The sequence below is a fragment of the Rhodococcus sp. JVH1 genome, assembly GCF_000280725.2.
Taxonomy (GTDB): Bacteria; Actinomycetota; Actinomycetes; order Mycobacteriales; family Mycobacteriaceae; genus Rhodococcus_F; species Rhodococcus_F jostii_A.
In genome coordinates this window covers 452,836-475,318 of sequence record NZ_CP166289.1, presented here as the reverse complement: position 1 = coordinate 475,318, position 22,483 = coordinate 452,836, and the positions used below count along the sequence as shown (strand labels likewise).

Annotated in this window: 26 protein-coding genes; 20 read left to right on the top strand and 6 right to left on the bottom strand. The window is 68.1% G+C overall.

Translation table 11 applies throughout. The features are described 5' to 3' along the window. Window positions 1-21: 21 nt before the first annotated feature. Complete coding sequence (locus JVH1_RS02310; protein WP_009479994.1) at window positions 22-507, bottom strand: MarR family winged helix-turn-helix transcriptional regulator; 486 nt, start codon at window positions 505-507, stop codon at window positions 22-24. An 89-nt stretch (window positions 508-596) separates the two neighbouring features. Between JVH1_RS02310 and JVH1_RS02305 the strand changes: the two genes are divergently transcribed. The 5 genes from JVH1_RS02305 (at window position 597) to JVH1_RS02285 (ending at window position 4,320) form a co-directional block, all read left to right on the top strand. After that, a complete protein-coding gene (locus JVH1_RS02305; protein WP_043782462.1) occupies window positions 597-1,214 on the top strand; it encodes a TIGR03086 family metal-binding protein in 618 nt (205 codons plus the stop codon). A gap of 103 nt (window positions 1,215-1,317) precedes the next feature. Beyond that, window positions 1,318-2,076, top strand: a complete 759-nt coding sequence (gene dapB, locus JVH1_RS02300) for a 4-hydroxy-tetrahydrodipicolinate reductase (protein ID WP_009479996.1) — start codon at window positions 1,318-1,320, stop codon at window positions 2,074-2,076. After that, on the top strand, window positions 2,073-2,552 hold the full coding sequence (locus tag JVH1_RS02295) for a hypothetical protein (RefSeq protein ID WP_009479997.1): 480 nt from the start codon (window positions 2,073-2,075) through the stop codon (window positions 2,550-2,552). The genes dapB and JVH1_RS02295 overlap by 4 nt, the downstream gene beginning before the upstream one ends. Before the next feature lie 29 nt (window positions 2,553-2,581). Further along, complete coding sequence (locus JVH1_RS02290; RefSeq protein ID WP_009479998.1) at window positions 2,582-3,040, top strand: flavodoxin family protein; 459 nt, start codon at window positions 2,582-2,584, stop codon at window positions 3,038-3,040. Window positions 3,041-3,087: 47 nt separating this feature from the next. Then, complete coding sequence (locus tag JVH1_RS02285; RefSeq protein ID WP_009479999.1) at window positions 3,088-4,320, top strand: winged helix-turn-helix domain-containing protein; 1,233 nt, start codon at window positions 3,088-3,090, stop codon at window positions 4,318-4,320. 4 nt (window positions 4,321-4,324) lie between these two features. Here JVH1_RS02285 and JVH1_RS02280 read toward each other — a convergent pair whose 3' ends face one another. The 3 genes from JVH1_RS02280 to JVH1_RS02270 all read right to left on the bottom strand — a co-directional run bounded on the left by JVH1_RS02280 (window position 4,325) and on the right by JVH1_RS02270 (window position 5,785). Then, window positions 4,325-4,759 (bottom strand): SRPBCC family protein, encoded by a 435-nt coding sequence (locus JVH1_RS02280; protein ID WP_005240727.1) that lies wholly within the window; start codon window positions 4,757-4,759, stop codon window positions 4,325-4,327. A gap of 102 nt (window positions 4,760-4,861) precedes the next feature. Continuing rightward, a complete protein-coding gene (locus JVH1_RS02275; protein WP_009480000.1) occupies window positions 4,862-5,338 on the bottom strand; it encodes a toxin-antitoxin system HicB family antitoxin in 477 nt (158 codons plus the stop codon). A 27-nt stretch (window positions 5,339-5,365) separates the two neighbouring features. Then, a complete protein-coding gene (locus JVH1_RS02270; protein ID WP_009480001.1) occupies window positions 5,366-5,785 on the bottom strand; it encodes a tyrosine-protein phosphatase in 420 nt (139 codons plus the stop codon). A gap of 411 nt (window positions 5,786-6,196) precedes the next feature. On the opposite strand from JVH1_RS02270, the gene thyX reads away from it, so the two are divergent. The 6 genes from thyX to JVH1_RS02240 all read left to right on the top strand — a co-directional run bounded on the left by thyX (window position 6,197) and on the right by JVH1_RS02240 (window position 14,425). Continuing rightward, on the top strand, window positions 6,197-6,949 hold the full coding sequence (thyX, locus tag JVH1_RS02265; protein WP_009480003.1) for an FAD-dependent thymidylate synthase: 753 nt from the start codon (window positions 6,197-6,199) through the stop codon (window positions 6,947-6,949). Between the two features lie 43 nt (window positions 6,950-6,992). Then, entirely contained in the window at window positions 6,993-7,901 is a 909-nt protein-coding gene (gene dapA / locus JVH1_RS02260; protein ID WP_005261164.1) for a 4-hydroxy-tetrahydrodipicolinate synthase, read from the top strand. After that, entirely contained in the window at window positions 7,898-9,922 is a 2,025-nt protein-coding gene (locus JVH1_RS02255; RefSeq protein ID WP_009480004.1) for an RNase J family beta-CASP ribonuclease, read from the top strand. The genes dapA and JVH1_RS02255 overlap by 4 nt, the downstream gene beginning before the upstream one ends. A 25-nt stretch (window positions 9,923-9,947) precedes the next feature. Next, window positions 9,948-10,571, top strand: coding sequence for a TIGR03085 family metal-binding protein (locus JVH1_RS02250; protein WP_009480005.1), 624 nt, complete (start codon window positions 9,948-9,950; stop codon window positions 10,569-10,571). Between the two features lie 80 nt (window positions 10,572-10,651). Continuing rightward, window positions 10,652-13,228: a DNA translocase FtsK gene (locus tag JVH1_RS02245; RefSeq protein ID WP_051033813.1), complete on the top strand. Its 2,577-nt coding sequence runs from the start codon at window positions 10,652-10,654 to the stop codon at window positions 13,226-13,228. A 213-nt stretch (window positions 13,229-13,441) separates the two neighbouring features. Next, window positions 13,442-14,425, top strand: coding sequence for a TerC family protein (locus JVH1_RS02240; RefSeq protein ID WP_009480008.1), 984 nt, complete (start codon window positions 13,442-13,444; stop codon window positions 14,423-14,425). A gap of 42 nt (window positions 14,426-14,467) precedes the next feature. Here JVH1_RS02240 and JVH1_RS02235 read toward each other — a convergent pair whose 3' ends face one another. Both JVH1_RS02235 and JVH1_RS02230 read right to left on the bottom strand, forming a co-directional pair. Further along, entirely contained in the window at window positions 14,468-14,752 is a 285-nt protein-coding gene (locus tag JVH1_RS02235; protein WP_009480009.1) for a YciI family protein, read from the bottom strand. A gap of 73 nt (window positions 14,753-14,825) precedes the next feature. After that, complete coding sequence (locus JVH1_RS02230; protein ID WP_009480010.1) at window positions 14,826-15,350, bottom strand: amino-acid N-acetyltransferase; 525 nt, start codon at window positions 15,348-15,350, stop codon at window positions 14,826-14,828. Window positions 15,351-15,467: 117 nt separating this feature from the next. On the opposite strand from JVH1_RS02230, the gene pgsA reads away from it, so the two are divergent. The 9 genes from pgsA to JVH1_RS02185 all read left to right on the top strand — a co-directional run bounded on the left by pgsA (window position 15,468) and on the right by JVH1_RS02185 (window position 22,457). Further along, window positions 15,468-16,130: a CDP-diacylglycerol--glycerol-3-phosphate 3-phosphatidyltransferase gene (pgsA, locus tag JVH1_RS02225; RefSeq protein ID WP_016880118.1), complete on the top strand. Its 663-nt coding sequence runs from the start codon at window positions 15,468-15,470 to the stop codon at window positions 16,128-16,130. Further along, complete coding sequence (locus tag JVH1_RS02220) at window positions 16,127-16,627, top strand: CinA family protein (RefSeq protein ID WP_009480012.1); 501 nt, start codon at window positions 16,127-16,129, stop codon at window positions 16,625-16,627. The genes pgsA and JVH1_RS02220 overlap by 4 nt, the downstream gene beginning before the upstream one ends. A gap of 71 nt (window positions 16,628-16,698) precedes the next feature. Continuing rightward, the gene (locus JVH1_RS02215) at window positions 16,699-17,085 is read left to right on the top strand and encodes a helix-turn-helix domain-containing protein (protein ID WP_009480013.1); all 387 of its coding nucleotides are present in this window, start codon (window positions 16,699-16,701) and stop codon (window positions 17,083-17,085) included. Between the two features lie 157 nt (window positions 17,086-17,242). Beyond that, window positions 17,243-18,070 carry a PspA/IM30 family protein gene (locus JVH1_RS02210; RefSeq protein WP_009480014.1) on the top strand — a complete coding sequence of 276 codons (828 nt, stop codon included), beginning with the start codon at window positions 17,243-17,245 and terminating at the stop codon, window positions 18,068-18,070. A 15-nt stretch (window positions 18,071-18,085) separates the two neighbouring features. After that, complete coding sequence (locus JVH1_RS02205) at window positions 18,086-18,916, top strand: hypothetical protein (RefSeq protein WP_083849902.1); 831 nt, start codon at window positions 18,086-18,088, stop codon at window positions 18,914-18,916. 188 nt (window positions 18,917-19,104) lie between these two features. Further along, a complete protein-coding gene (locus JVH1_RS02200) occupies window positions 19,105-19,281 on the top strand; it encodes a hypothetical protein (RefSeq protein ID WP_007296377.1) in 177 nt (58 codons plus the stop codon). Between the two features lie 16 nt (window positions 19,282-19,297). Next, window positions 19,298-20,014: a PIG-L deacetylase family protein gene (locus JVH1_RS02195; protein ID WP_009480016.1), complete on the top strand. Its 717-nt coding sequence runs from the start codon at window positions 19,298-19,300 to the stop codon at window positions 20,012-20,014. A gap of 269 nt (window positions 20,015-20,283) precedes the next feature. Beyond that, window positions 20,284-20,916, top strand: a complete 633-nt coding sequence (locus JVH1_RS02190) for a TetR/AcrR family transcriptional regulator (protein WP_009480017.1) — start codon at window positions 20,284-20,286, stop codon at window positions 20,914-20,916. After that, entirely contained in the window at window positions 20,913-22,457 is a 1,545-nt protein-coding gene (locus JVH1_RS02185; RefSeq protein ID WP_009480018.1) for a glycerol-3-phosphate dehydrogenase/oxidase, read from the top strand. The genes JVH1_RS02190 and JVH1_RS02185 overlap by 4 nt, the downstream gene beginning before the upstream one ends. Window positions 22,458-22,483 lie beyond the last annotated feature (26 nt).

Here is a 22,483-nt window from a genome sequence, read left to right as displayed (position 1 = left end):
GGCCAACCGGCAGCAATTCCGTCAGGCGGAGTCGCCCGGGCACCCGGTGACGTCGTCGACCGGCAGTGCCGACAGCGCGATCAGCGCGGACACGAATCCCTCGCGGTCGCGCTCCGGCAACCTGGCCAGGAGCCGCTCCTCGCCCCGCCGGATCGCCGCCTGTGCCGAGGCGCGCACGTCGTGCCCGTCCGGGGTCAGCGACAGCAGGCGGGCCCGGCGGTCCGCGGGATCGCGCTGACGGTCGATCAGGCCACTGTCCTGCAGGTCGTCGAGCACGCCGATGATCCTGGTCTTGTCGGCTCCGATTGCTTCCGCGAGCGCGGCCTGGGTTCGCAGCGGGTGCTCGTCGAGTGCCAGGAGCACGACGTATCCCCACATGGTGAGTCCGTGCTCCGCGAGCACGGGGAGTTCCGCCGCCACCAGCGAACGGTTCAGAGCGGTCGTCATCGCCGCGAGGTCGGGACGAGTGCGTTCGTGCTGTCCGTTGGTCGGGTCGAGGCTGGGCATATCGCAGAAAATACACCTTGACCGATCATATGCAGAGGTAGATGATAAGCGAACGCATATAAATTCGAGTCGAGGACGAGGTGTCGACGATGGATGTGGACGAGGTCCGGCGCTGGGATGTCCGCGCCGTGCAATCGAGTGTGGAGTTCGTGTCGCAGGTGACCCGCGACGATCTGCAGCGCGCGACCCCGTGTGCGCAGTGGACTCTCGGGGAACTGCTCGCCCACATGACCGTGCAGCACCTGGGGTTCGCCGCAGCGGCCGCGGGCGGCGGTCCCGACCTGTCGAAGTGGCGGCCGCACGTGGCGGCGGATCCCGTTGCCGCGTACCGCTCGGCGGCCCACACCGTCATCGAGGCCTTCGCCCGGGACGGCATCGGGGAGCAGCAGTTCTGGTTGCCGGAGATCAGCACCGAGTTCCGGTTTCCCGCACCCACGGCCGTCGGGTTCCACTTCCTCGACTACGTCGTCCATTCGTGGGACGTCGCCCGGTCACTCGGGTTCGACTTCGCGCCCGAATCCGGCATGGTGGCCGCGGTTCTCCCGATCGCACGACTCGTCCCGGACGGGGCGGACCGGATGCGCGAGGGGGCCGCGTTCGCTTCCGGCCTGCCGACCGACCCCGACTCCGCCGATTTCGACACCGTGCTGTCGCTGCTCGGCCGATCACCGCACTGGCACCCCGAGTACGAGGCCGGCCGCGTCTGACGGCGAGACGCAGGTCTCCCGCCCCGCCCCTGCGCACCGGTCGGCACCCGGCGATTGCGTAGGCTTTCGGGCGAATCGTTGTGACTGGACGGAGCGTGGAGAAGTGAGCGCAGCAGCACCCATCAGGGTCGGGGTTCTCGGGGCCAAGGGCAAGGTCGGCCGAGCGATCTGCGAGGCGGTGGAGCAGGCACCGGACCTCGAACTCGTCGCGGAGGTCGATCACGGCGACCGACTGGAGACGTTCGTCGAGGCCGGCACGCAGGTCGTCGTCGACTTCACCCACCCCGACGTGGTGATGGACAACCTGAAGTTCCTCGTGTCCAACGGTATTCATGCTGTCGTGGGCACGACGGGATTCGACGACGCCCGGCTCGACACGGTGCGGTCGTGGGTGTCGGAGCGGCCCGAGGTGGGTGTCCTGATCGCCCCGAACTTCGCGATCGGTGCCGTTCTCTCCATGCGCTTCGCCGAGGCGGCGGCACGGTTCTTCGATTCCGTCGAGGTCATCGAGTTGCACCACCCCAACAAGGCGGACGCGCCGTCCGGCACCGCCTACCGCACCGCCGCGCTCATCTCGGCGGCACGCCGCACGGCGGGCGTGGGACCGAGCCCCGACGCCACGACCACCGAACTGGAGGGTGCGCGCGGCGCCGACGTGGACGGCGTGCGGGTGCATTCCGTGCGGCTGGCAGGTCTCGTCGCCCATCAGGAGGTCATCCTCGGCACGCAGGGCGAGACGCTGACCATCCGGCACGATTCGATCGATCGCAATTCCTTCGCCCCCGGCGTCCTGCTCGGGGTACGGGAGATCGGCTCCCGTCCCGGCCTGACCGTCGGTATCGACCCCCTTCTCGACCTGTGAAGGACGGCTCGGCCAAGACCGTCGTCACAATCGGACTGCTGGTCGCGGCGCTGGCGTTCTACTTCGTCCTTCTCGGCCAACGCGGGATCGAGCTGATCCAGGACGGCGGAGCAGCCGCGATCGGCCTGGGTGTCGGCGTCCTGATCCTTCCGTTCCTGGGCGCCTGGATCGTCTACGCCACGCTGCGTGCCGGATTCCAGCATCAGCATCTGTCCCGCCGCATCGCCGACGAGGGGCTCGAACTGGATGTCAGCGATCTGCCGAAGCGCCCCTCGGGCCGCATCGACCGGGATGCCGCCGACGCACTGTTCCAGCAGGTCAAATCCGAATGGGAAGCAGACCCGGACAACTGGCGGAACTCCTACCGCCTCGCCCGCGCCTACGACTACGCCGGCGACCGCGGCAGGGCCCGGGAGACGATGAAACGGGCCGTGGAACTCGAACGCGTCGAACGGGAAGGCGAGCCCGGCCGGTAGGAAACGGGCCCGGTCGTACGCTGACGACTGTGAAGTCACTACTCGTCGTCCACCACACGCCGTCGCCGGTGACCCGTGAGTGCCTCGAAGCCGTGCTGAAAGGCGCGCGCGATCCCGACATCGACGGCGTCGAGGTGAAGTCGATCCCCGCTCTCGGCGCAACCGTGCCCGACGTCCTGGCAGCCGACGGGTTCCTGTTCGGGACGTCCGCCAACTTCGGCTACATGTCCGGTGCGCTGAAGCATTTCTTCGACACCGTCTACTACCCGTGCCTCGACGCGGTCGCCGGCCGCCCCTACGGGCTCTGGGTGCACGGCAACAACGACACCGCCGGGGCCGTGACATCGGTGCAGAAGATCGTGACCGGGTTGGCACTCACGCAGGTAGCCGAGATCCTGGAACTGACCGGATCGCTCGACGCGAGCGCACGGGAGCGGTGCTACGAACTCGGTGCGACGGTCGCGGTGACGCTGGCCGAGGACGCCTGACGGTCGCGGCCGGGAGTTGTGTCGGTGGTTGATGGCAGGCTGCGGGCATGCGTGAGATGACCGCAGCCGCGGCCCGGAGATCGGCGCTCTGGGCGCAGGGGTTCGCCGACCGGAAACCGGCCGGGGCGCCGACGCGCAGGCACGTCCGTTCGGTCCTCGACCGGGTGCGGCTGTTCCAGATCGACTCGGTGTCGGTGGCGGTGCGCGCCCACTACGTCCCGCTGTTCAGCCGTCTCGGTGTCTACGACCGCGGGCTGGTCGATTCGGCGGCGTGGTCGCATTCCGCCCGCGCACCCCGGATGCTGGCGGAGTACTGGGCCCATGAGGCGGCGTTCATCCCCGTCGAGGACTGGCCGCTGATGCGCTGGCGGATGCACCGGTACCGGCACGGTCGCTGGTCCGGTGAATCCCGCGTACTCGACCGCAGTCCCACGCTCGCCGCCGACGTGCTCGACGTGATCGGCGCCGTCGGTGCGTGCAGCGCGAGCGACGTGGAGAAACACCTCGAGGTCGACCGGCCGGACCGCAAGGGGCCGTGGTGGGATCGCAGCGACACCAAAGTGGTGTGCGAGCAACTGTTCGCGTCCGGTGCGCTGGCGGTGGACAAGCGGGTCGCCTTCACCCGTCACTACGACCTGAGTGAACGGGTGCTGCCGAAAGCGATACTCGCCGAGGAAGTCTCGGAGGAGGACGCCGTCCGCGGCCTCGTGCAGCGGTCCGCGCAGGCCCTCGGTGTGGCCACCGAACCCGATCTCCGTGACTACTACCGACTGTCGCCGGCGCAGACCGCCTCGGCCATCGGGGAACTCGTCGAGGACGGGGTGCTGGAACGGGTGGGAGTCCGCGGCTGGGATGCGCCGGCATTCGTTCACCGCGACGTCCGGGTTCCCCGGAAGGTGGAGGGGTCGGCGCTGTTGTGCCCGTTCGATCCGCTGGTCTTCTGCCGTCCCCGGACCGAGCGGATATTCGACTTCCGGTACCGCCTCGAGATCTATACCCCCGCGCACAAACGTGTCCACGGGTACTACGTCTATCCGTTCCTGCTGAACGGTGAACTGGTCGCGAGGGTCGATCTCAAGGCCGACCGTGCGTCGGGAACGCTCGCGGTGCGATCCGCGTTCGTGGAACCCGACCGGAATCCGGGGCGTGTGGTGGAGGCGCTGCTCCCGGAACTGCGAAGAATGGCAACGTGGTTGGGTCTGGACGACATCCGGGTGGACGATCGCGGCAACCTCGGTGCTCTCCTCGCGGCCGCGGCGCCGCGGCCGCGAGGAGAGTGAGGAACTACAGGCTCTCGACGAACTTCGTCAGGCCCTTGCTCGCGGTCTCGAGCGCCGTCTTCTGCGCCTTCTTCACGAGGAACCCGGGCAGCGGGATCTTCGGGTCGACCGTCAACTCGAACGTGACCTTGGTGCCTGCGCCGGACTCGGTGAGGACGTACGAGCCGTCCTGGGCGTTCTGCTGGCCGCTTTCGACGAGATGCCACGACACGGTGTCGTCGCCCTCGAACGTGTAGTCGACGACCTGCTCGTCGCTGATCCCGAGGATGGAGACGCTCATCCGGACTCGATGGGGGCGGCCGTCGTCGTGTGTGCTCTCGATGGTGACCGACTTGTGGGCCGAGGACCACTCGGGCAGGCGATCCACCGCAGCGATCGCGGCCATCACCGTGGCCGGATCGGCCTTGATCTCGAATTCCTTGACGCCGGAAACGGCCATGTTCTTCGCTCCTTCGAGCCCGTGGCGACTCTCACCGTGTGGCTGATGCGACGTAATTACATCACCGCCGCCGACGGGCGTGTGGAGTGAGTACGCCGGTGCTCAGAAATTGTCTCTGCCGCTGCGGCGCATCTGGTCCTTGAGTGCGCCCTGGACCGCCTGCGACACCCAGGAATTGAGCGACACCCCGTTCTGCGAGGCGGCCTCCTCGGCCTTCGACTTGATCTGATCCATCAGGCGCAGAGTGACGCGGCTGATGTCACCGGTGACGTCATCGAAGGCGGCACCGATGTCCTCGGCTGTGGTCGTTCCGTCCCCGTCCGGCCCGGGCGCGGTGGGGGTGCGATGCACGTCGACCGCGACCTCGCTGCCGTTCAGACGCACACCGACGGTGCGATTACCCAGCTCGGACGACACTTCACCCGCGAAATCGGTGAGCGCCGAGAGCAGGAGGAGCCGGGCGGCGGGTTCGGCCGCGGCGGCGAGCGCCGACGCGGTCGCCCGCGTCTGCTCGTCGCCGAGTGCGGCTGCCGCATTCAGGTCGTCTTGCAGCCGGGAGACGTAGTTGCCGAGGTCCATGACGCCAGCATGGCGTCATAAGTGACGTCAGTCAAGCGGTCGTGACTTCAGCTGGGCGATGTCTCCCTCGGACAACTTCAACCCCTCCGACACGTAGGCGTCGAAGCTGCCGTAGGTGGCGACGGCCGTGTCGAACGCGATGTCGAGCCACGCCTGGTCGACGCCGTCCAGTTCGGGATGCTCCGGATCGGCGCCGCGGTAGGTGTTGCTGAGCAGATAGTCCGCTGTCACCGTGTCCCGCGGAACCCCGAGGACGGTGAGCAGCACGGCCGTCGTCCAGCCGGCGCGGTCCTTGCCTGCGCTGCAGTGGTACATCACGGCGCCGTCGGCCGCCGCGATGTCGTGCAGAACCGCCGAGAACGCCTCGTTCGCACCCGGTCCCGTCACGAAGGCGCGGTAGGCGGCGGGCATGTCGACCAGCGTGGTGATCGGTGACTGCCCGAGCACGTCGTACCAGTTCCCGGCTGCTCCGGCCGGAAGCCGGTCCGGCGCGAGCGCCCGAGCCCGAGTGAGCGCTGCGCCGTCACGGGCTGTGCCGGACTACCGGCGACCGACGGTCCCGTCGCGGGCGGTCCGGCGAACGCCGGGGGAGCGGCCCCGAGAACCGCTGTCCCGAGAACTGCGATCACGACGGCGCGGCGTGCGCGGCCGGTCCGGTACTGCACAGGAAGTCTCCCTCGCGAATCTGCGGCGCCACCGAAAGTGTGGGCGAGTCGAGACTGACACGCGCGGGTGAACGCACGGGAACCGGGCCGTTGCCGGAACGGGGCACGCCGAGACCCCGATCACCGCTGCGACTAGGGTCGATGCATTCAGGAGGGACTCCCCACCAGGGAGTTCGGTAGGAGGAACAGCGCAGTGCCGCAGACCGTGCCGCTCAGGGTGCAACTCGTCGCGAAGACGGAGTTCTTTCCGCCGGCGGACATTCCGTGGGAGACCGACGCCGACGGCGGCGAAGCGCTGGCGGAGTTCGCGGGCCGGGCGTGCTACCAGAGCTGGTCCAAACCCAACCCCCGCACCGCGACGAACGCCGGATATCTGCGCCATCTGCTCGAGGTCGGGCACGAGTCGGTCCTCGAACACGGCACGGTCAGCTTCTACATCACCGGCATCTCCCGGTCCTGCACCCACGAGTTGATCCGGCACCGCCACTTCTCCTACTCGCAGCTGTCGCAGCGCTTCGTGCGCGAGAACGACGGCAACGTCGTCGTCCCCCCCGCGATCGCGGGCGACCCGGAACTCGAGGAGCTGTTCGCGAAGGCCACCGACGCGAGCCGGGCGGCGTACGGCGAACTCCTCGAGGCACTCGAAACGAAACTGGCGGACACCTCCAGCGTGCCGCTGCGCAACAAGCAGGCGAGGCAGGCCGCGAGGGCCGTCCTGCCCAACGCCACGGAGACCCGCGTGGTGGTCACCGGCAATTACCGGGCGTGGCGGCACTTCGTCTCGATGCGCGCCACCGAGCACGCCGACGTGGAGATTCGCCGCGTCGCGGTCGAGTGCCTGAGGCAGCTGCAGGCGGCAGCGCCGAATGTCTTCGGCGACTTCGAGGTACTGGTCTGGGGTGACGGCACGGAGGTGGCGCGGAGCACGTTTTCCGCCGACGCGTGACTGGTGTGCAAAAGTACCTGGGTCACCGGGTAGCCTTCTGACCATGACCTACGGTGATTCCGCTTCTCCCGTCGAGCGTCCGTTCGGCACCGTGTCCACAGCGATGGTGACGCCGTTCACCTCGGACGGAAAGCTGGACGTCGACGCCGGTGTCCGCCTCGCGGCGTACCTCGTCGACAACGGGTGCGACTCCCTCGTCCTCGCCGGTACGACCGGTGAGTCGCCGACGACCACCGAGAACGAGAAGCTCGAGCTGCTCCGGGCAGTGATCGACGCGGTGGGCAACCGCGCGAAGATCATCGCCGGCGCGGGCAGCAACGACACCGCGCACAGTGTCGAACTCGCCCGTGACGCCGCCCGCGCGGGCGCGCAGGGCCTCCTCGTCGTCACCCCCTACTACTCGCGTCCGCCGCAGGCCGGATTGTTCGCCCATTTCACCGCCGTCGCCAACGCCACCGACCTTCCGGTCATGCTCTACGACATTCCACCCCGCTCCGTGGTCCCCATCGAGACCGAGACCATCCGGCGCCTCGCCGAGAACCCGCGCATCGTCGCGGTCAAGGACGCCAAGGGCGACCTCAACGCAGGCGCCGAGTTGATCGGCACGACGGACCTCCAGTTCTACTCGGGTGACGATCCACTCAACCTGCCGTGGTTGTCGGTGGGCGCAACGGGATTCGTCAGCGTCATCGGGCACCTCGTGCCCGGCCGGTTGCGCGAACTGCACACGGCGTTTGCGGCCGGAGACATCGCCCGCGCCCGCGCGATCAACCTCAGCCTGATCCCGGTCATCCGCTCGGTGGCGCGTCTCGGCGGCGTCAGCGCGTCGAAGGCGGGTCTGCGCCTGATCGGCCTGGACGTCGGCGAACCCCGGTTGCCGCAGGTGGCACCCACCCACGATCAGCTCGACCTGTTGGCCGCCGATCTGCACGCTGCGGGGGTGCTCGCGTGACCCGACCGCCTCGTCGTCGCAGTGCCAGCCGTCAGGCCGGTCCCCCTTCCCCCACCGCAAGCGAGCCGCCGAAGTCGGCGCCCCCGGCCATCGAGCCGCCGGTTGTCGCCGAGCCGCCGAAGTCGGCGCCCGTCGTCGCCGAGCCGCCGAAGTCGGCGCCCGTCGTCGCCGACCAGCCGTCGGCTCCGAAGTCGGAGCAGGCCAAGTCTGCGCCCGTGAAGACCTCCTCCACGAAGGGCGGCGCCGCCAACAAGTCGTCGTCCCGCTCCGGCAGGCGCGGAGGCGGCAACAAGCGTCAGGACACGCGGCCGGCGTCGGTCGATCCGACAGCCCGGCTCGGTGCCCCGCCGAAGGCTCCGTTCAAGGGTCTGCGGGTGGTGGCGCTCGGCGGCATCGGCGAGATCGGTCGCAACATGACCGTCTTCGAGCACCAGGGCAAGCTGCTCATCGTCGACTGCGGTGTGCTGTTCCCGGAAGACCAGCAGCCGGGTGTCGACCTGATCCTGCCGGACTTCCGGCACATCGAGGACCGGATGGCCGACGTCGAGGCAGTGGTCCTCACGCACGGCCACGAGGACCACATCGGCGCCATCCCGTTCCTGCTGCGCCTGCGGCCGGATCTGCCCGTGGTGGGTTCGCGGTTCACGCTCGCGCTCGTCGCTGCCAAGTGCCGTGAGCACCGCCAGCGCCCCAACCTCGTCGAGGTCGTCGAGGGGCAGCGCACCGATCACGGTCCGTTCGAGTGCGAGTACTTCGCCGTCAACCACTCGATCCCCGACGCCATCGCCGTCGCGATCCGGACCGACGCCGGCGTCGTGCTGCACACCGGTGACATCAAGCTCGACCAGCTCCCGCTCGACGGCAGGCTCACCGACCTCGCCGGCTTCTCCCGTCTCGGCGACGAGGGCGTCGACCTGTTCCTCGTCGACTCCACCAATGCGGAGGTGCCGGGATTCGTCACCCCCGAGCGTGAGATCGGGGGAGTGCTCGACAACGTCATCGGCAAGGCCAAACAGCGCGTGATCGTGGCCTCCTTCGCCAGCCACGTACACCGCATCCAGCAGGTGGTCGACGTCGCCCACCGGTACAACCGGCGGGTCGCGTTCGTGGGCCGGTCGATGGTCCGCAACATGCAGATCGCGCAGGATCTCGGATACCTGACCGTGCCGGACGGCCTGGTGGTCGACATCGACACCGCGGCCAACCTGCCCGACGACCGGCTCGTCCTCATCTCCACCGGGTCGCAGGGTGAACCGCTGTCGGCGTTGTCGCGGATGGCCCGCGGTGAGCACCGGCAGATCAACATCCGGGCCAACGACCTCGTCGTGCTGGCGTCCTCGCTGATCCCGGGCAACGAGAACTCCGTGTTCGCCGTCGTCAACGGACTCGCCAAGCGTGGTGCCACCGTCGTCACCCAGCAGAGCGCGAAGGTGCACGTCTCCGGTCACGCGTCGGCGGGCGAGCTCCTGTACCTGTACAACGCGGTCCGGCCCACCAACGCCATGCCGGTCCACGGCGAATGGCGTCACCTGCGTGCCAACGCCGCTCTCGCGAAGGCCACCGGCGTGCCGGAGGACCGGATCGTGCTCGCCGAGGACGGCGTGGTGGTCGACATGGTCGACGGTCTCGCCGAGATCGTCGGGCAGGTTCCCGTCGGGCACGTCTACGTCGACGGACTGTCCGTCGGCGATGTCGGCGACTCCACGCTGTCGGACCGGCTGGTCCTGGGTGAGGGCGGGTTCATCGCCATCAACGTCGTCATCGACGACCACACCGGTCGTGCGGTCAGCACCCCCGAGGTGTCCGGACGCGGATTCTCCGACGACCCCACGGCCCTCAAGGATGCGGCTCAGCTGGTCGAGGCGGAACTCCTGCGACTGGCCACCGAGGGCATCAACGACGCTCACCGCATCGCCCAGGCGATCCGGCGCGTCGTCGGCAAATGGGTGGCGGACAAGTACCGTCGCCGGCCGATGATCGTCCCGACCGTCATCGCGGTGCCGTCGGCCGAGGGCAAGTAGTTCTCCGGCAGGTAGATTCGGTCGGGTGACCTTCGCCCGAGATGAACGCCTCGCCCTCGTCGACTCGATGGCCGAATTCGGTCCCGACGCCCCGACCCTCTGCGGGACGTGGACCAACCGGGACCTGGCCGCCCACCTGATCGTGCGCGAACGACGCTTCGACGCTGCCCCCGGCATCGTCGTGGGTCGGCTCGCCGGCTACACGGAACACGTCCAGAACGAGACGGCGAAACGTCCGTGGAGCCGCCTGCTGGACGAGGTCCGGTCGGGTCCGCCGATGTGGTCGCCGATGTACTGGGTGGACGCACAGGTGAACCTGGGGGAGATGTTCGTCCATCACGAGGACGTGCGCCGCGCCCACGACGGATGGGAACCGCGGGTCCTGCCCGGCAAGCGCCAGGATGCGCTGTGGGGACTCGCACGCAAGGTCGGAAAGCTCGGCTACCGGCACTCCCCGGTGACGGTGGTGCTCGAGCGGCAGTCCGGAGAGCAGGCCACCGTGCGCAAGGCAGGCGCCGGTCGGGTGATCCTGCGTGGTGAACCGTCGGAACTCGCCCTGCACGCGTTCGGCCGGGACCAGGTACGGATCGAGACCGATGGTGAGACTGCCGACATCGAGGCCGTGACCTCCCTCGACCGCGGGTTCTGAGGGCATTTCGCCGCAGGTCTCCCCGTGTTACGGGTGTTGCGGATGGTCCGGAAGGTGACGCAGCGACTAATCTGAGAGCCATGGCAGGTAAGGCGAGCGCCCGCGGTTCGAGCACGACGTCCACGGCGAGGACGGGCGTGCGAGGCGGCTCGACCACGTCCAAGCCGAAGTCCCGTACGACCCGGACGGTCAGCACTCCGCGTAAGTCCACCTCAAAGAAATCGTCTACATCTGGCCCCCTCAAGTCGGTGGGCAGGGGAATCGGTGCCGGCTGGTCGCTGATGGCCAAGGGCGTCGGGGTCACCACCCGCACCGTGGGCAAGGCAGCCGAGATCGAACAGGGCCACCGACGCGACGGCATCGCGCTCGGGCTGATCGCGATCAGCGTCGTGGTCGCCTGCGGAATCTGGTTCTCCGCGGGCGGTCCGGTGGGCGAGTGGCTCGAGACCGGAGTCCGTGCCGTGTTCGGTGGCGCGTCCGGCGTCCTGCCCCTGATCGGCGTCGCCGTCGCGGTGATCCTGATAAGGACCGAGCCGAAACCCGAGATCCGGCCGAGGCTGGTCCTGGGGTCGCTGCTGGTCGGTCTGCCCGCTCTCGGGCTCTGGCACATCGCGACCGGTTCGCCCACCGACGCCGAGAGCAGGACCCGCGGCGCCGGATTCGTCGGGTACGCGGCGGGAGGTCCGCTGACGGACGGCCTGACCGTATGGCTCGCCGCGCCGCTGCTGCTTATGGCGGCACTGTTCGGTGTGCTGTTGCTGACCGGAACCACGGTCCGGGAGGTGCCCGGCAAGCTGCAGTCGTACTTCGGGACGTCGTTCGGCCGCGACCACTACGCCGACTACGACAGCGAGTACTACGAGGACGGCGAATACGACCCCACGCTGTTCGACGCCGACGGCTACCCGGTCGACGACTACACGACCGGGGGCCGGGGTGTTCCGGCCGACAACTATCCCACTGACGAGTACGACGTCAGCGATACCGCGAAGACGGAGGTGCTCGGGCTGTGGGAGACCGAGCCCGCGACGGATCCCGTGCCGGCGCCTGCGCCGAAACCGGCGCGTGCCAAGGCCAAGCCGGTCGTCGCCCCCAAGCCGGAGCCCGAACCGGAACCGCTGCCCGACGTCGACAAGTTCGTGACCGACCGGGTGGTCGAGGGTGATTACACGCTGCCCCCGACGTCGCTGCTCATCGAGGGCGATCCGCCGAAGAAGCGCAGTTCCGCAAACGACGCGATGATCGAGGCCATCACCGAGGTCCTCGAGCAGTTCAAGATCGATGCGGCCGTCACCGGATTCACCCGCGGCCCGACCGTCACCCGCTACGAGGTGGAGCTCGGACCGGGTGTGAAGGTCGAGAAGATCACTGCGCTCGCCCGCAACATCGCCTACGCCGTCGCCACCGACAACGTGCGCCTGCTCGCGCCGATCCCCGGCAAGTCCGCGGTCGGCATCGAGGTCCCCAACTCCGACCGCGAGATGGTGCGCCTCGCCGACGTGCTCACCGCCCCGAGCACCCGCAAGGACCACCACCCGCTGGTGATCGGTCTCGGCAAGGACATCGAGGGCGACTTCGTCAGCGCCAACCTCGCGAAGATGCCGCACCTGCTCGTGGCCGGTTCCACCGGTTCCGGTAAGTCGAGCTTCGTGAACTCGATGCTGGTGTCGCTGCTGTCCCGTGCGACACCCGACGAAGTGCGGATGATCCTCATCGACCCCAAGATGGTGGAGCTGACGCCCTACGAGGGCATTCCGCACCTCATCACGCCCATCATCACCCAGCCGAAGAAGGCCGCGGCCGCGCTGGCCTGGCTGGTGGAGGAGATGGAACAGCGGTATCAGGACATGCAGGCCAACCGGGTGCGTCACATCGACGACTTCAACTCCAAGGTGAAGTCGGGTGAGATTACCGCGCCGCTCGGCAGCGAACGGGTCTACCGGCCGTATCCGTACATCCTCGCCATCGTCGACGAGCTCGCGGACCTCATGATGACCGCGCCGCGCGACGTCGAGGACGCGATCGTGCGGATCACCCAGAAGGCGCGCGCCGCCGGTATCCACCTCGTGCTGGCCACACAGAGGCCGTCGGTGGACGTCGTGACGGGTCTGATCAAGACCAATGTGCCGTCACGACTCGCCTTCGCGACGTCGTCCCTGACCGACTCCCGGGTCATCCTGGACCAGCCCGGCGCCGAGAAGCTGATCGGTATGGGTGACGGGCTGTTCCTGCCGATGGGCGCAGGCAAGCCGACCCGCCTGCAGGGCGCGTTCATCACCGACGAAGAGATCTCCGCGGTCGTCGATTTCAGCAAGAACCAGGCGGAGCCGGAGTACACCGAGGGCGTCACCGCGGCCAAGGTCGGGGAGAAGAAGGACGTTGATCCCGACATCGGCGACGACATGGACGTGCTGCTGCAGGCGGTGGAACTCGTCGTCTCCAGCCAGTTCGGGTCCACGTCGATGCTGCAGCGCAAGCTGCGTGTCGGTTTCGCCAAGGCCGGCCGCCTGATGGACCTGATGGAGACCAGGGGAGTGGTGGGCCCCAGTGAGGGCTCGAAAGCCCGCGACGTGCTCATCAAGCCCGAGGAACTCGACGGTCTGCTGTGGTCGATCCGGGGCGGCGACCCGAGCGAGGCGCTGCCCGACCAGGAGTAGGGCGGCGCGGTGCGCGTGTCCGAAATGGGCGATTCTCGCGCAGTGTGGTTGAATGGTCACCGAATTGGAGGGGAGTATCCCCACCTCTGTGACAGCATCGTCAACACGATCGGCACCATTGCCGATCCGGGGCTGTCAGTCGCTCGGACACGAGGTTCCGGTGCGGCGGGAGAGACCTCCGGTACCCGCTAGGTCTACCGGAGGTCTGTGTTTATGCATGTGTCACCGCTGGTCTGGGTCATCACCTGTGTGGTGATTCTCGGACTTTTCGTCTTCGACTTCTTCGCGCACGTGCGCACACCGCACGCCCCCACGTTCCGTGAGTCGGCGTTCTGGTCGTCGGTCTACATCGGAATCGCGATCCTGTTCGGCCTGGTCGTGATGTGGTTGTGGGGAAGTCAGTACGGCGGCGAGTATTTCGCCGGTTACGTCACCGAGAAGGCGTTGTCCGTCGACAACCTCTTCGTATTCGTCATCATCATGGGAACCTTCGCGGTGCCGCGGGAATACCAGCAGAAGGTACTGCTGATCGGCATCGTGATGGCGCTCGTGATGCGCGGAATCTTCATCGGCGTCGGTGCCGCGGCGATCAACGCCTACAGCTGGGTGTTCTACCTGTTCGGCGCCTTCCTCATCTACACCGCGTACACGCTGGTACGTGATCACGGGCACGAGAAAGAGGTGGAGGAGGAACGCGACAGCAAGATCGTCGCCGTCGCGAAGAAGATTCTCCCCACCACGGACACCTACGACGGCGACAAGCTCGTCACGCGGATCAACGGCAAGCGCGTCGTGACGCCGCTGCTGCTCGCGCTGGTCGCCATCGGATTCACCGACGTGCTGTTCGCACTCGACTCGATTCCCGCGATCTACGGACTCACCCAGGAGCCGTACCTGGTCTTCACGGCCAACGCGTTCGCGCTGATGGGTCTGCGTCAGCTGTACTTCCTCATCGGCGGCCTGCTGGACCGCCTGGTGTACCTGTCGTACGGCCTGTCGATCATTCTCGCGTTCATCGGCGTCAAGCTCGTGCTGCACGCTCTGCACGAGAACACGCTGGGCTTCGTCAACGGCGGCGAGCACGTGGCCGTGCCGGAGGTGTCGACGGTGTTCTCGCTCGCCGTCATCCTCGGTGTGCTGGCAGTGACCACCGTCGCCAGCCTTCTCAAGACGCGGAACACGACGCCGGCGCAGTAGTTCGGCCGAGCGTCGTGGCCGGGGTGTCCGGTGCTCGGCGAGTCAGGAACTGAATTCGCCGAGCACCGGAACCCATTCGACGATCCGCGAGGCCGCCACGAGTCCGTTGCGGGCGAACGGGTCGTGGGTGAAGAGCAGTTCCACGGTCTCCGCGTCGGCGGCGTCGACGATGATGAATGCGCCGCTGCCGTCGGCGAAGGGGCCGGACGACACGACGGTCTTCCGCTCGGCGAGCTCACCGAGCCACGCGCGGTGGGCGGGGCGATGCTCGTCGCGTCCGGCGACGGTATCGGCCGAATACGTGTACTCCACTACGAACAGGGACATGTTCTCGCTCTCTCGGGACGGGGTCGTCGAACAAAAATGGGATCAGGGCACTTCTGTCTCACCCACTGAGACTTCAGAGGGTGAGAAGCATTCGGGTATTGCCGAGGGTGTTCGGCTTGACGTAGCTCAGATCGAGGAATTCGGCGACACCGGTGTCGTACGAGCGGCACATCTCGGCGTAGACCTCGGCGGTCACCGGTGTGCCGTCGATCTCGACGAATCCGTGCTTGCCGAAGAAATCGACCTCGAACGTGAGAACGAAGAGACGCTCGAGTTCGAGTTCCCGCGCGACCTCGATCAACTTGGCCACCACGTGGTGTCCCGCACCCTGGCCCTTGGCCGACGGATCGACGGCGATCGTGCGCACCTCGCCGAGGTCGGCCCACAGCACGTGCATTGCGCCACAACCGATCACGCTGCCGTCGCGTTCGGCCACCCAGAACTCCTGGACGGATTCGTACAGGGTCACGAGGTTCTTCTCGAGCAGGATCTTGCCGGCGTAGATGTCGATCAGGCGCTTGATCTCGGGTACGTCGGAGGTTCGTGCTCGCCGCACGATCAGCTGATTGTCGGCGGTGTCCGGCGTCCGAGAAGTCATGTCGTGAACATTAGCCAACGGCCGTACCGATATTCTTAGGCACGTGCCGGTACGACCTACGAATCCTCCCCCCTCCCCGCTGCGTCCCGGGGTGCAGTTCGACGCTGCGGTGCTGCGATGAGCACGCAGCGCGAGGATTGGACGGCCGCCGACCAACCGGCGGCCCCGGATCCATCGGTGGAACCCGCGAGTGAGACGGCCGTACCACTTCTGAACATCGCGAACATCCTGACGATTCTCCGAATCCTGCTGGTCCCGGTCTTCCTGGTCGTGCTGTTCGTCGGCGACGGACACTCGACGATGTGGCGCCTGATCGCCACCGGTGTGTTCGCGGTCGCGGCCATCACCGACCGGATCGACGGGCAACTCGCCCGCAAGTACGGCCTCGTCACCGATTTCGGCAAGCTCGCCGATCCCATCGCGGACAAGGCGCTGATCGGAGCGGCCCTCGTGGGCCTGTCGATTCTCGGAGACCTGCCCTGGTGGGTGACGGCGGTGATCGCGGTCCGGGAACTGGGCATCACGCTGCTCCGGTTCGCGGTCCTGCGCCACGCCGTCATCCCGGCAGGCAGGGGCGGCAAGCTCAAGACTCTCGTGCAGACGATCGCGATCGGCTATTACCTGCTGCCGCTGCCCGACGGATTCGAGGTCGCCGGCTGGATTCTCATGGGTGCCGCCGTGCTGCTGACGGTGGTGACCGGGCTGGACTACGTCGTGCAGGCCGTCCGTCTACGGGCCGGAGTGCACAAGGTCGAGGCGAACGCGAGCACCGGGGCGTGACCGACCCGCTGGTGGACGGCACGCGGGCCGGTGACCTCGTCGCCGTGCTCACCGCCCGCGGCGAGACGGTGGCCACCGCGGAATCGCTCACCGCGGGACTGCTCACCGCGACGATCGCCGGAGTGCCCGGCGCCAGCAACGTGCTCCGCGGCGGGCTCGTCGTCTACGCCACCGACCTGAAGGCCACCCTCGCCGGGGTCGATCCCACGCGACTGGCGGCGGACGGGCCCGTCGCCGCGTCCACGGCGCGCGCACTCGCGGAGGGGGCCCGCGCCCGCTGCGGCGCCGACTGGGGCGTCGGCCTGACCGGTGTCGCCGGCCCCGACATGCAGGACGGACACCCGGTCGGCACCGTGTTCCTGAGCATTTCCGGGGCGTCCGGCACGACCGTCCGCGAGCTCGGATTGACCGGTGACCGGTGGCGGATCCGTAAATCTGCGGTGTCCGCCGCCGTGTCGGGACTCCTCGATCGTGTGCAGGAAACATCCGCAGGCTAAGGTCGGGAACCAATCGGTCCTGTTCGCGCGTTGAGATAGGCGAGACAGGTGACGGATGAAGGAGGAGCGAGATGGCGCTGCTATTGCGTGAGGCAATCGGTGACAGTCTTCGGCGTACGCGCGTTTCGCAGAGCCGGACCCTGCGTGAGGTCTCCAACAGTGCTCGTGTGAGCCTCGGGTACCTGTCCGAGGTCGAACGAGGGCGCAAGGAAGCCTCGAGTGAGCTCCTGGCGGCGATCTGCGACGCATTGGAGGTCCCACTCTCCGATGTGCTCGTCGACGTCAGCGAATCGCTGTCCGACGGTTCTTCGGCCAAGCGTGCGGGCACCGAGCGGCATGCGGTCGAATCCGCGCCCGCCGAGGCTCCCGCCGCGAGCGCACGACCGGGTTCGACGACCATTGCCCGCGACACCCGGGTGGTCATCCCTGCACCTGCGCAGGCGCTGGCCGCCGCGTAGCAACGCCCGTGCCGAACCGATAGATTTCAGTTGACCGCCGATCTCGTGGGCGGTTGGTCAGACAGGCAGTCGGGGCGCAGCCCTTGTTCCGGTGCGTGACGGTCGCGTATCGGGTCGCGCATCGCGCGGCGCAACAGATGGAGGCAGGATCAAACCCATGGCTAATCCTTTCGTCAAGGGATGGAAGTACCTGATGGCGCTCTTCAATTCCAAGATCGATGAGAAGGCTGACCCCAAGGTTCAGATTCAGCAGGCGATCGAGGATGCGCAGCGCCAGCACCAGGCCCTGTCGCAGCAGGCCGCGTCTGTCATCGGCAACCAGCGCCAGCTCGAGATGAAGCTCAGCCGCCAGCTCGACGAGGTGGAGAAGCTCAACGCCAACGCCCGTCAGGCCGTCAACCTGGCCGACCAGGCCCAAGCCGCGGGCGACACCGAGAAGGCCATCCAGTACACCAACGCCGCCGAGGCGTTCGCCGCCCAGCTCGTCACCGCCGAGCAGGGGGTCGAGGATCTGAAGGCGCTGCACGACCAGTCCCTGCAGGCCGCCGCGCAGGCGAAGAAGGCCGTGGAGCAGAACGCGATGGCTCTGCAGGCCAAGGTCGCGGAGCGCACCAAGCTGCTCAGCCAGCTGGAGCAGGCCAAGATGCAGGAACGCGTCAGCGAGTCGCTGCGCTCGATGGACAGCACCCTCTCGGCTCCCGGCAACACGCCCAGTCTCGACGCCGTGCGCGACAAGATCGAGCGCCGCTACGCCGACGCCCTCGGTTCCGCGGAGCTGGCACAGAACTCGGTGTCGGGCCGCATGATGGAGGTCCAGCAGGCGAGCATCCAGATGGCCGGGCACAGCAGGCTCGAGCAGATCCGGGCCTCGATGAAGGGCGACGCCCTGCCGTCCGGCGGTGCCGCCAACGCTCCGGCGACCCCCGCCAGCCCGAACCTCGACAAGCAGCCGCCGGCAGCGGGCCAGACCGGCGCCGCACAGTAGCCGAACAGTATTCGCATGAGTTCCAACCGAGGTGGCCGACCTGGACGCGCAGTCCGGTCGGCCACTGTCGTGTCCGGGCTCGCGGGGATTCAGGGCGCGCTGCGCGACGCCGGCGAGTCCGTCGCGGACGCGGCGCAGCGGTGGCGTGACCCCCGGGAACGGCTGCTGCGGAAGAAGCGGCGCGCCCGGCGCCGCGCGAAGCGCTACGGCATCGTGTCCGGATCCTCGGCCACCGGCGCCGCGGGTCTCGCCCTGATGGCCGCACCGGAGTGGTCGCTGCTGATGGCCGGTGGCGGCGCAGTCGTGTTCGCGGTCCCCGCGGTGCTGGCGGTCAGCCGGTTCCGCAAGCTCGACGCCGTGACGTTGCCACCGGGACTGCCTGCCCGTCGGGTGCTTCCGGGGCCGTCCTCGGCCGCCCGGGAGCCGATCGAGCGACTCGTGCACAGCGAACGGGCACTGCACGGCATCCTCGGTGTGCTGTCCCGGTCCGGGAGCATCAGCGGCGAGGACATCGAGGACACCCATTCCACTGCCCGCTCCGCGGGGGCAGCCCTCCAGGCGGTCGCCCTCGACATCACGTCCATGGAGGACGCCGCCCGGGGGAGCCGGGCCGCGGCCGCACCGCTCCACCGGGCGATCGCCTCCGCCGCCGCGCAACTCGACGACGCCGTCGACCAGTTCGAAGAACTGGTGGCCGCGGCCGCCGAGGTCGCCGTTCCCGGAACGACGAGTGCCGTCGGCGAACTGGCGTACGAGCGTGCTGAACTGGTGTCGGCGACGGAAAAGCTCACCGGCCTCGCGGTGGCTCTCGGCGAGATCGACGACATCGTGCGCCGCTACCGCTGATGTCGTCCGAACCGTCCGGCGACTTCCGGTACATCGTGTGGGGGAGAACCCTGATCTTTCCCTGATCTTTACGCTGACCTGGTGATTTACCCGCTCCGCCGTGCCACGCTGGTGTGCGTACCCGATAAGTGGGGTCGACCAGATGTCGGGCGCAGAAACCGATCGGGGAGACGTGAGTGGAGGAAATCATGTTCTGGAAGATTGTTCTGGCGGTCGCGGCGATCTGGATCGCATTGGCGGTCGTCGGTGCCCTCGTCAAGGGTCTGTTCTGGATTCTCGTGGTCAGCGCCGTGGTGTTCGGCGTGTACCTGTTGATCAAGGCGATGTCCGGATCCGGCGAGAAATCGGACATCACCCGGAGCTGACAGGCATGCTCTACCCATGGAACCGGTACCCGAGGACTGGCATCGTGGGCTCGTCGTCGTCGCGCACCCCGACGACATCGAATACGGCGCAGCGGCTGCCGTAGCGCGCTGGACCGAGCAGGGCAAGGACATCCGCTACGTGCTCGCCACGCGCGGGGAGGCGGGGATCGCGGGCCTGCACCCCACCGAGTCGGGCCCGCTGCGGGAGGCGGAGGAGCGACGTTCCGCGGCCGTGGTGGGAGTGACCGACGTCGAGTTCCTCGGGTACCCCGACGGCACTCTCGTGGAGAGTCTCGCACTCCGCCGCGACCTCGCGACGGCGATCCGTCGTCATCGCCCGGATCTCGTGGTGACGGCCAACTTCGCGGACACGTGGGGACCCGGCCAGCTGAACAGTGCGGACCACCGCGCACTCGGCCGTTCCGTTCTCGACGCCACCGCGGATGCCGCGAACGAATGGATCTTTCCCGAGCTGGGGGAGTCGGGGCTGCCGCCGTGGCGCGGTGTCCGCTGGGTCGCCGTCAACACGATGACACCCACTCACGCGGTGGATGTCACCCACACGGTGGATCGGGCAGTGCTCTCGCTGGCCGAGCACGTCCGCTACCTCGAGGCGCTGAGCGACGTACCGGTGGGGCAGCAGGCGAGGGCGCAGGTCGAGATGGTGACCGGACCGCAACCGGGATTCGACGCCGAACGCGCGGTGGGATTCGAGCTCTATTACTTCGGCTGAGGCCGCGAGCGAGCACGATCGTGCCGATCCTCCGGCCTACCTGACTAGAATCGGACTCGGACGGAATACCGATATTACCCAAATTAGCGAGGGGTCACCTCAACGTTCATCCGACGTGTCGGCCCTTCCTGTCGCCTCACCGTCCAGTCGTACCTCCGTCGCACAATTCCCCGACGTCGGGGAGGGGCGGGCCGTGGCGGCCCGGGTGATGTGATTCGAGTGCCGGTTCGGTGCCGGCGGGGGATTCATGCGTTACGGTGTTACATACAATGTCTATCCGTAATTCTGCGTCGCGTGACGACACCTCAGCGAGCGTCGAGGACTCCATTCTCGACGCCGCACGCTCGTGCATCCTCGATTTCGGACTGCGCCGAACCACACTGGCGGAGGTCGCCCGGCGCGCCGGCGTCAGCAGGCCGACCGTCTACCGCCGCTGGTCGGACACCAGGGCCGTGGTCGCCGATCTCATGACCCGTGAGATCGCAGCCGTGATGCCCGAATTCTCCGCCGAGGAATCGGTCCACCGCCAGCTGGTCGACGCCGTCGTCCACGTGTCCACCGAGGTGCGTGACCATCCACTGTTCGTGAAGATCCTGCGTTCGGATCAGGAACTGTTCACCACCTACGTCCTCGAGCGGCTCGGTACGAGCCAGCGGGCAATCATCGACCAGGTCGCGTTCGCGGTTTCGACGGGTCAGGACCAGGGCTCGATCCGCGGGGGGGACAGCCGTCAGATCGCCACGATGGTCCTGCTCATCGCACAGTCCGCGGTCCAGTCGGCCGTGATGGTGGCCGAGGAACTTCCCGGCGACGCCCTCACGGAGCAACTCCGGCACGCTGTCGGCGCCTATCTGGCGCCGGACGCCGCCGACACCCACCCGACAGATCGAGGAGACCGGTGAACCACCCGAACACGCCGCCCGTGAGCCGCTCGTCGGCTCTGAACGCCGCGCGAAGAGCGCGCGAACTCGACCAGCTGTCGGACGATGCCGTCGTCGACGTCCTGGTGATCGGCGGCGGAGTGACCGGCGTCGGTGTCGCACTCGACGCGGCGTCACGCGGCCTCGACGTCGTGCTCGTGGAGAAGCGGGATCTCGCGTTCGGGACCAGCCGGTGGAGTTCGAAACTCGCCCACGGCGGGTTGCGGTACCTGGCATCGGGCAACGTCGGCATCGCCCGCGAGAGCGCGGTCGAACGCGGAATCCTCATGACCCGCACCGCCCCCCACCTCGTCCGGGCTCTCCCACAGCTCGTGCCCGTCCTCGATTCGACGACGCTGTTCGGCAAGTCCCTCATCCGCACGGGATTCCTGGCCGGCGACCTGCTACGTGCAAGCGCTCGCACACCGTCGTCGGTCCTGCCGCGGTCACGGACGGTCCGGGCCGACCGGGTGGTCGAACTCGCCCCCGCGGTCCGGCGGGAAGGCCTGCGCGGCGGCCTGATGGCATTCGACGGCCAGCTCATCGACGACGCCCGACTCGTGGTGTCCCTCGCACGCACCGCCGCGCTCCACGGCGCGAAGGTGCTCACCCGGACGGGCGCGTACGACGTCACCGGGACGTCCGCGACCCTGCGCGACGAGCTGACCGGCTCGGAACTGCCGATCAGGGCGCGCGCCGTGGTCAACGCGGCGGGCGTGTGGTCGGGTGAGATCGATCCCGCGATCACGTTGCGGCCCAGTCGCGGCACGCATCTGGTGCTCCCGGCCGAGCGGCTCGGGAACCCGACCGCGGCGCTCACGGTTCCGATCCCCGGTGAGACCAATCGCTTCGTCTTCGCGCTGCCCGCACAGCTCGGCCGCGTGTACCTCGGCTTGACCGACGAGGCCGCGCCGGGACCCGTTCCGGACGTTCCGGTGGCGTCGGAGCAGGAGATCGACTTCCTTCTCGACACGGTCAACACCGCGCTCGAGGTTCCGTTGCAGCGCTCGGACGTCCTCGGCACCTTCGCCGGGCTGCGACCTCTCCTCGACACCGGGGACGGATCCACCGCGGACCTCTCGCGCAACCACGCCATCCTGCGTTCGGACACGGGTCTCGTCAGTGTGGTCGGCGGCAAGCTGACCACCTACCGCAAGATGGCCGAAGACGCCGTCGACGCCGCGGTCGAGGTGGCAGGACTGGACGCGGGCCCGTGCCGGACGCGGGCCCTGCCGCTCGTCGGTGCCGCGACACCCGAGGCGCTGCGGAAGGTCTCGGCCCCGCCGGCGCTGCTCGCCCGCTACGGAACGGAGGCGGCGCTGATCGCCGCCGCCGATGCCGAACTGCTGGCGCCGATCGCCGAGGGCGTGGACGTGAGCCGCGCCGAGTTCGAGTTCGCGGTGACCCACGAAGGGGCGCTCGACGTCGACGACCTGCTCGACCGGCGCACCCGGATCGGACTCGTCCCCGCCGACCGTGCCCGGGCTCACGGTGCCGCCGAAGCAGTGTTCGAGAAACGGTGACGCCGACCGTGTGACACCCTGTGGTT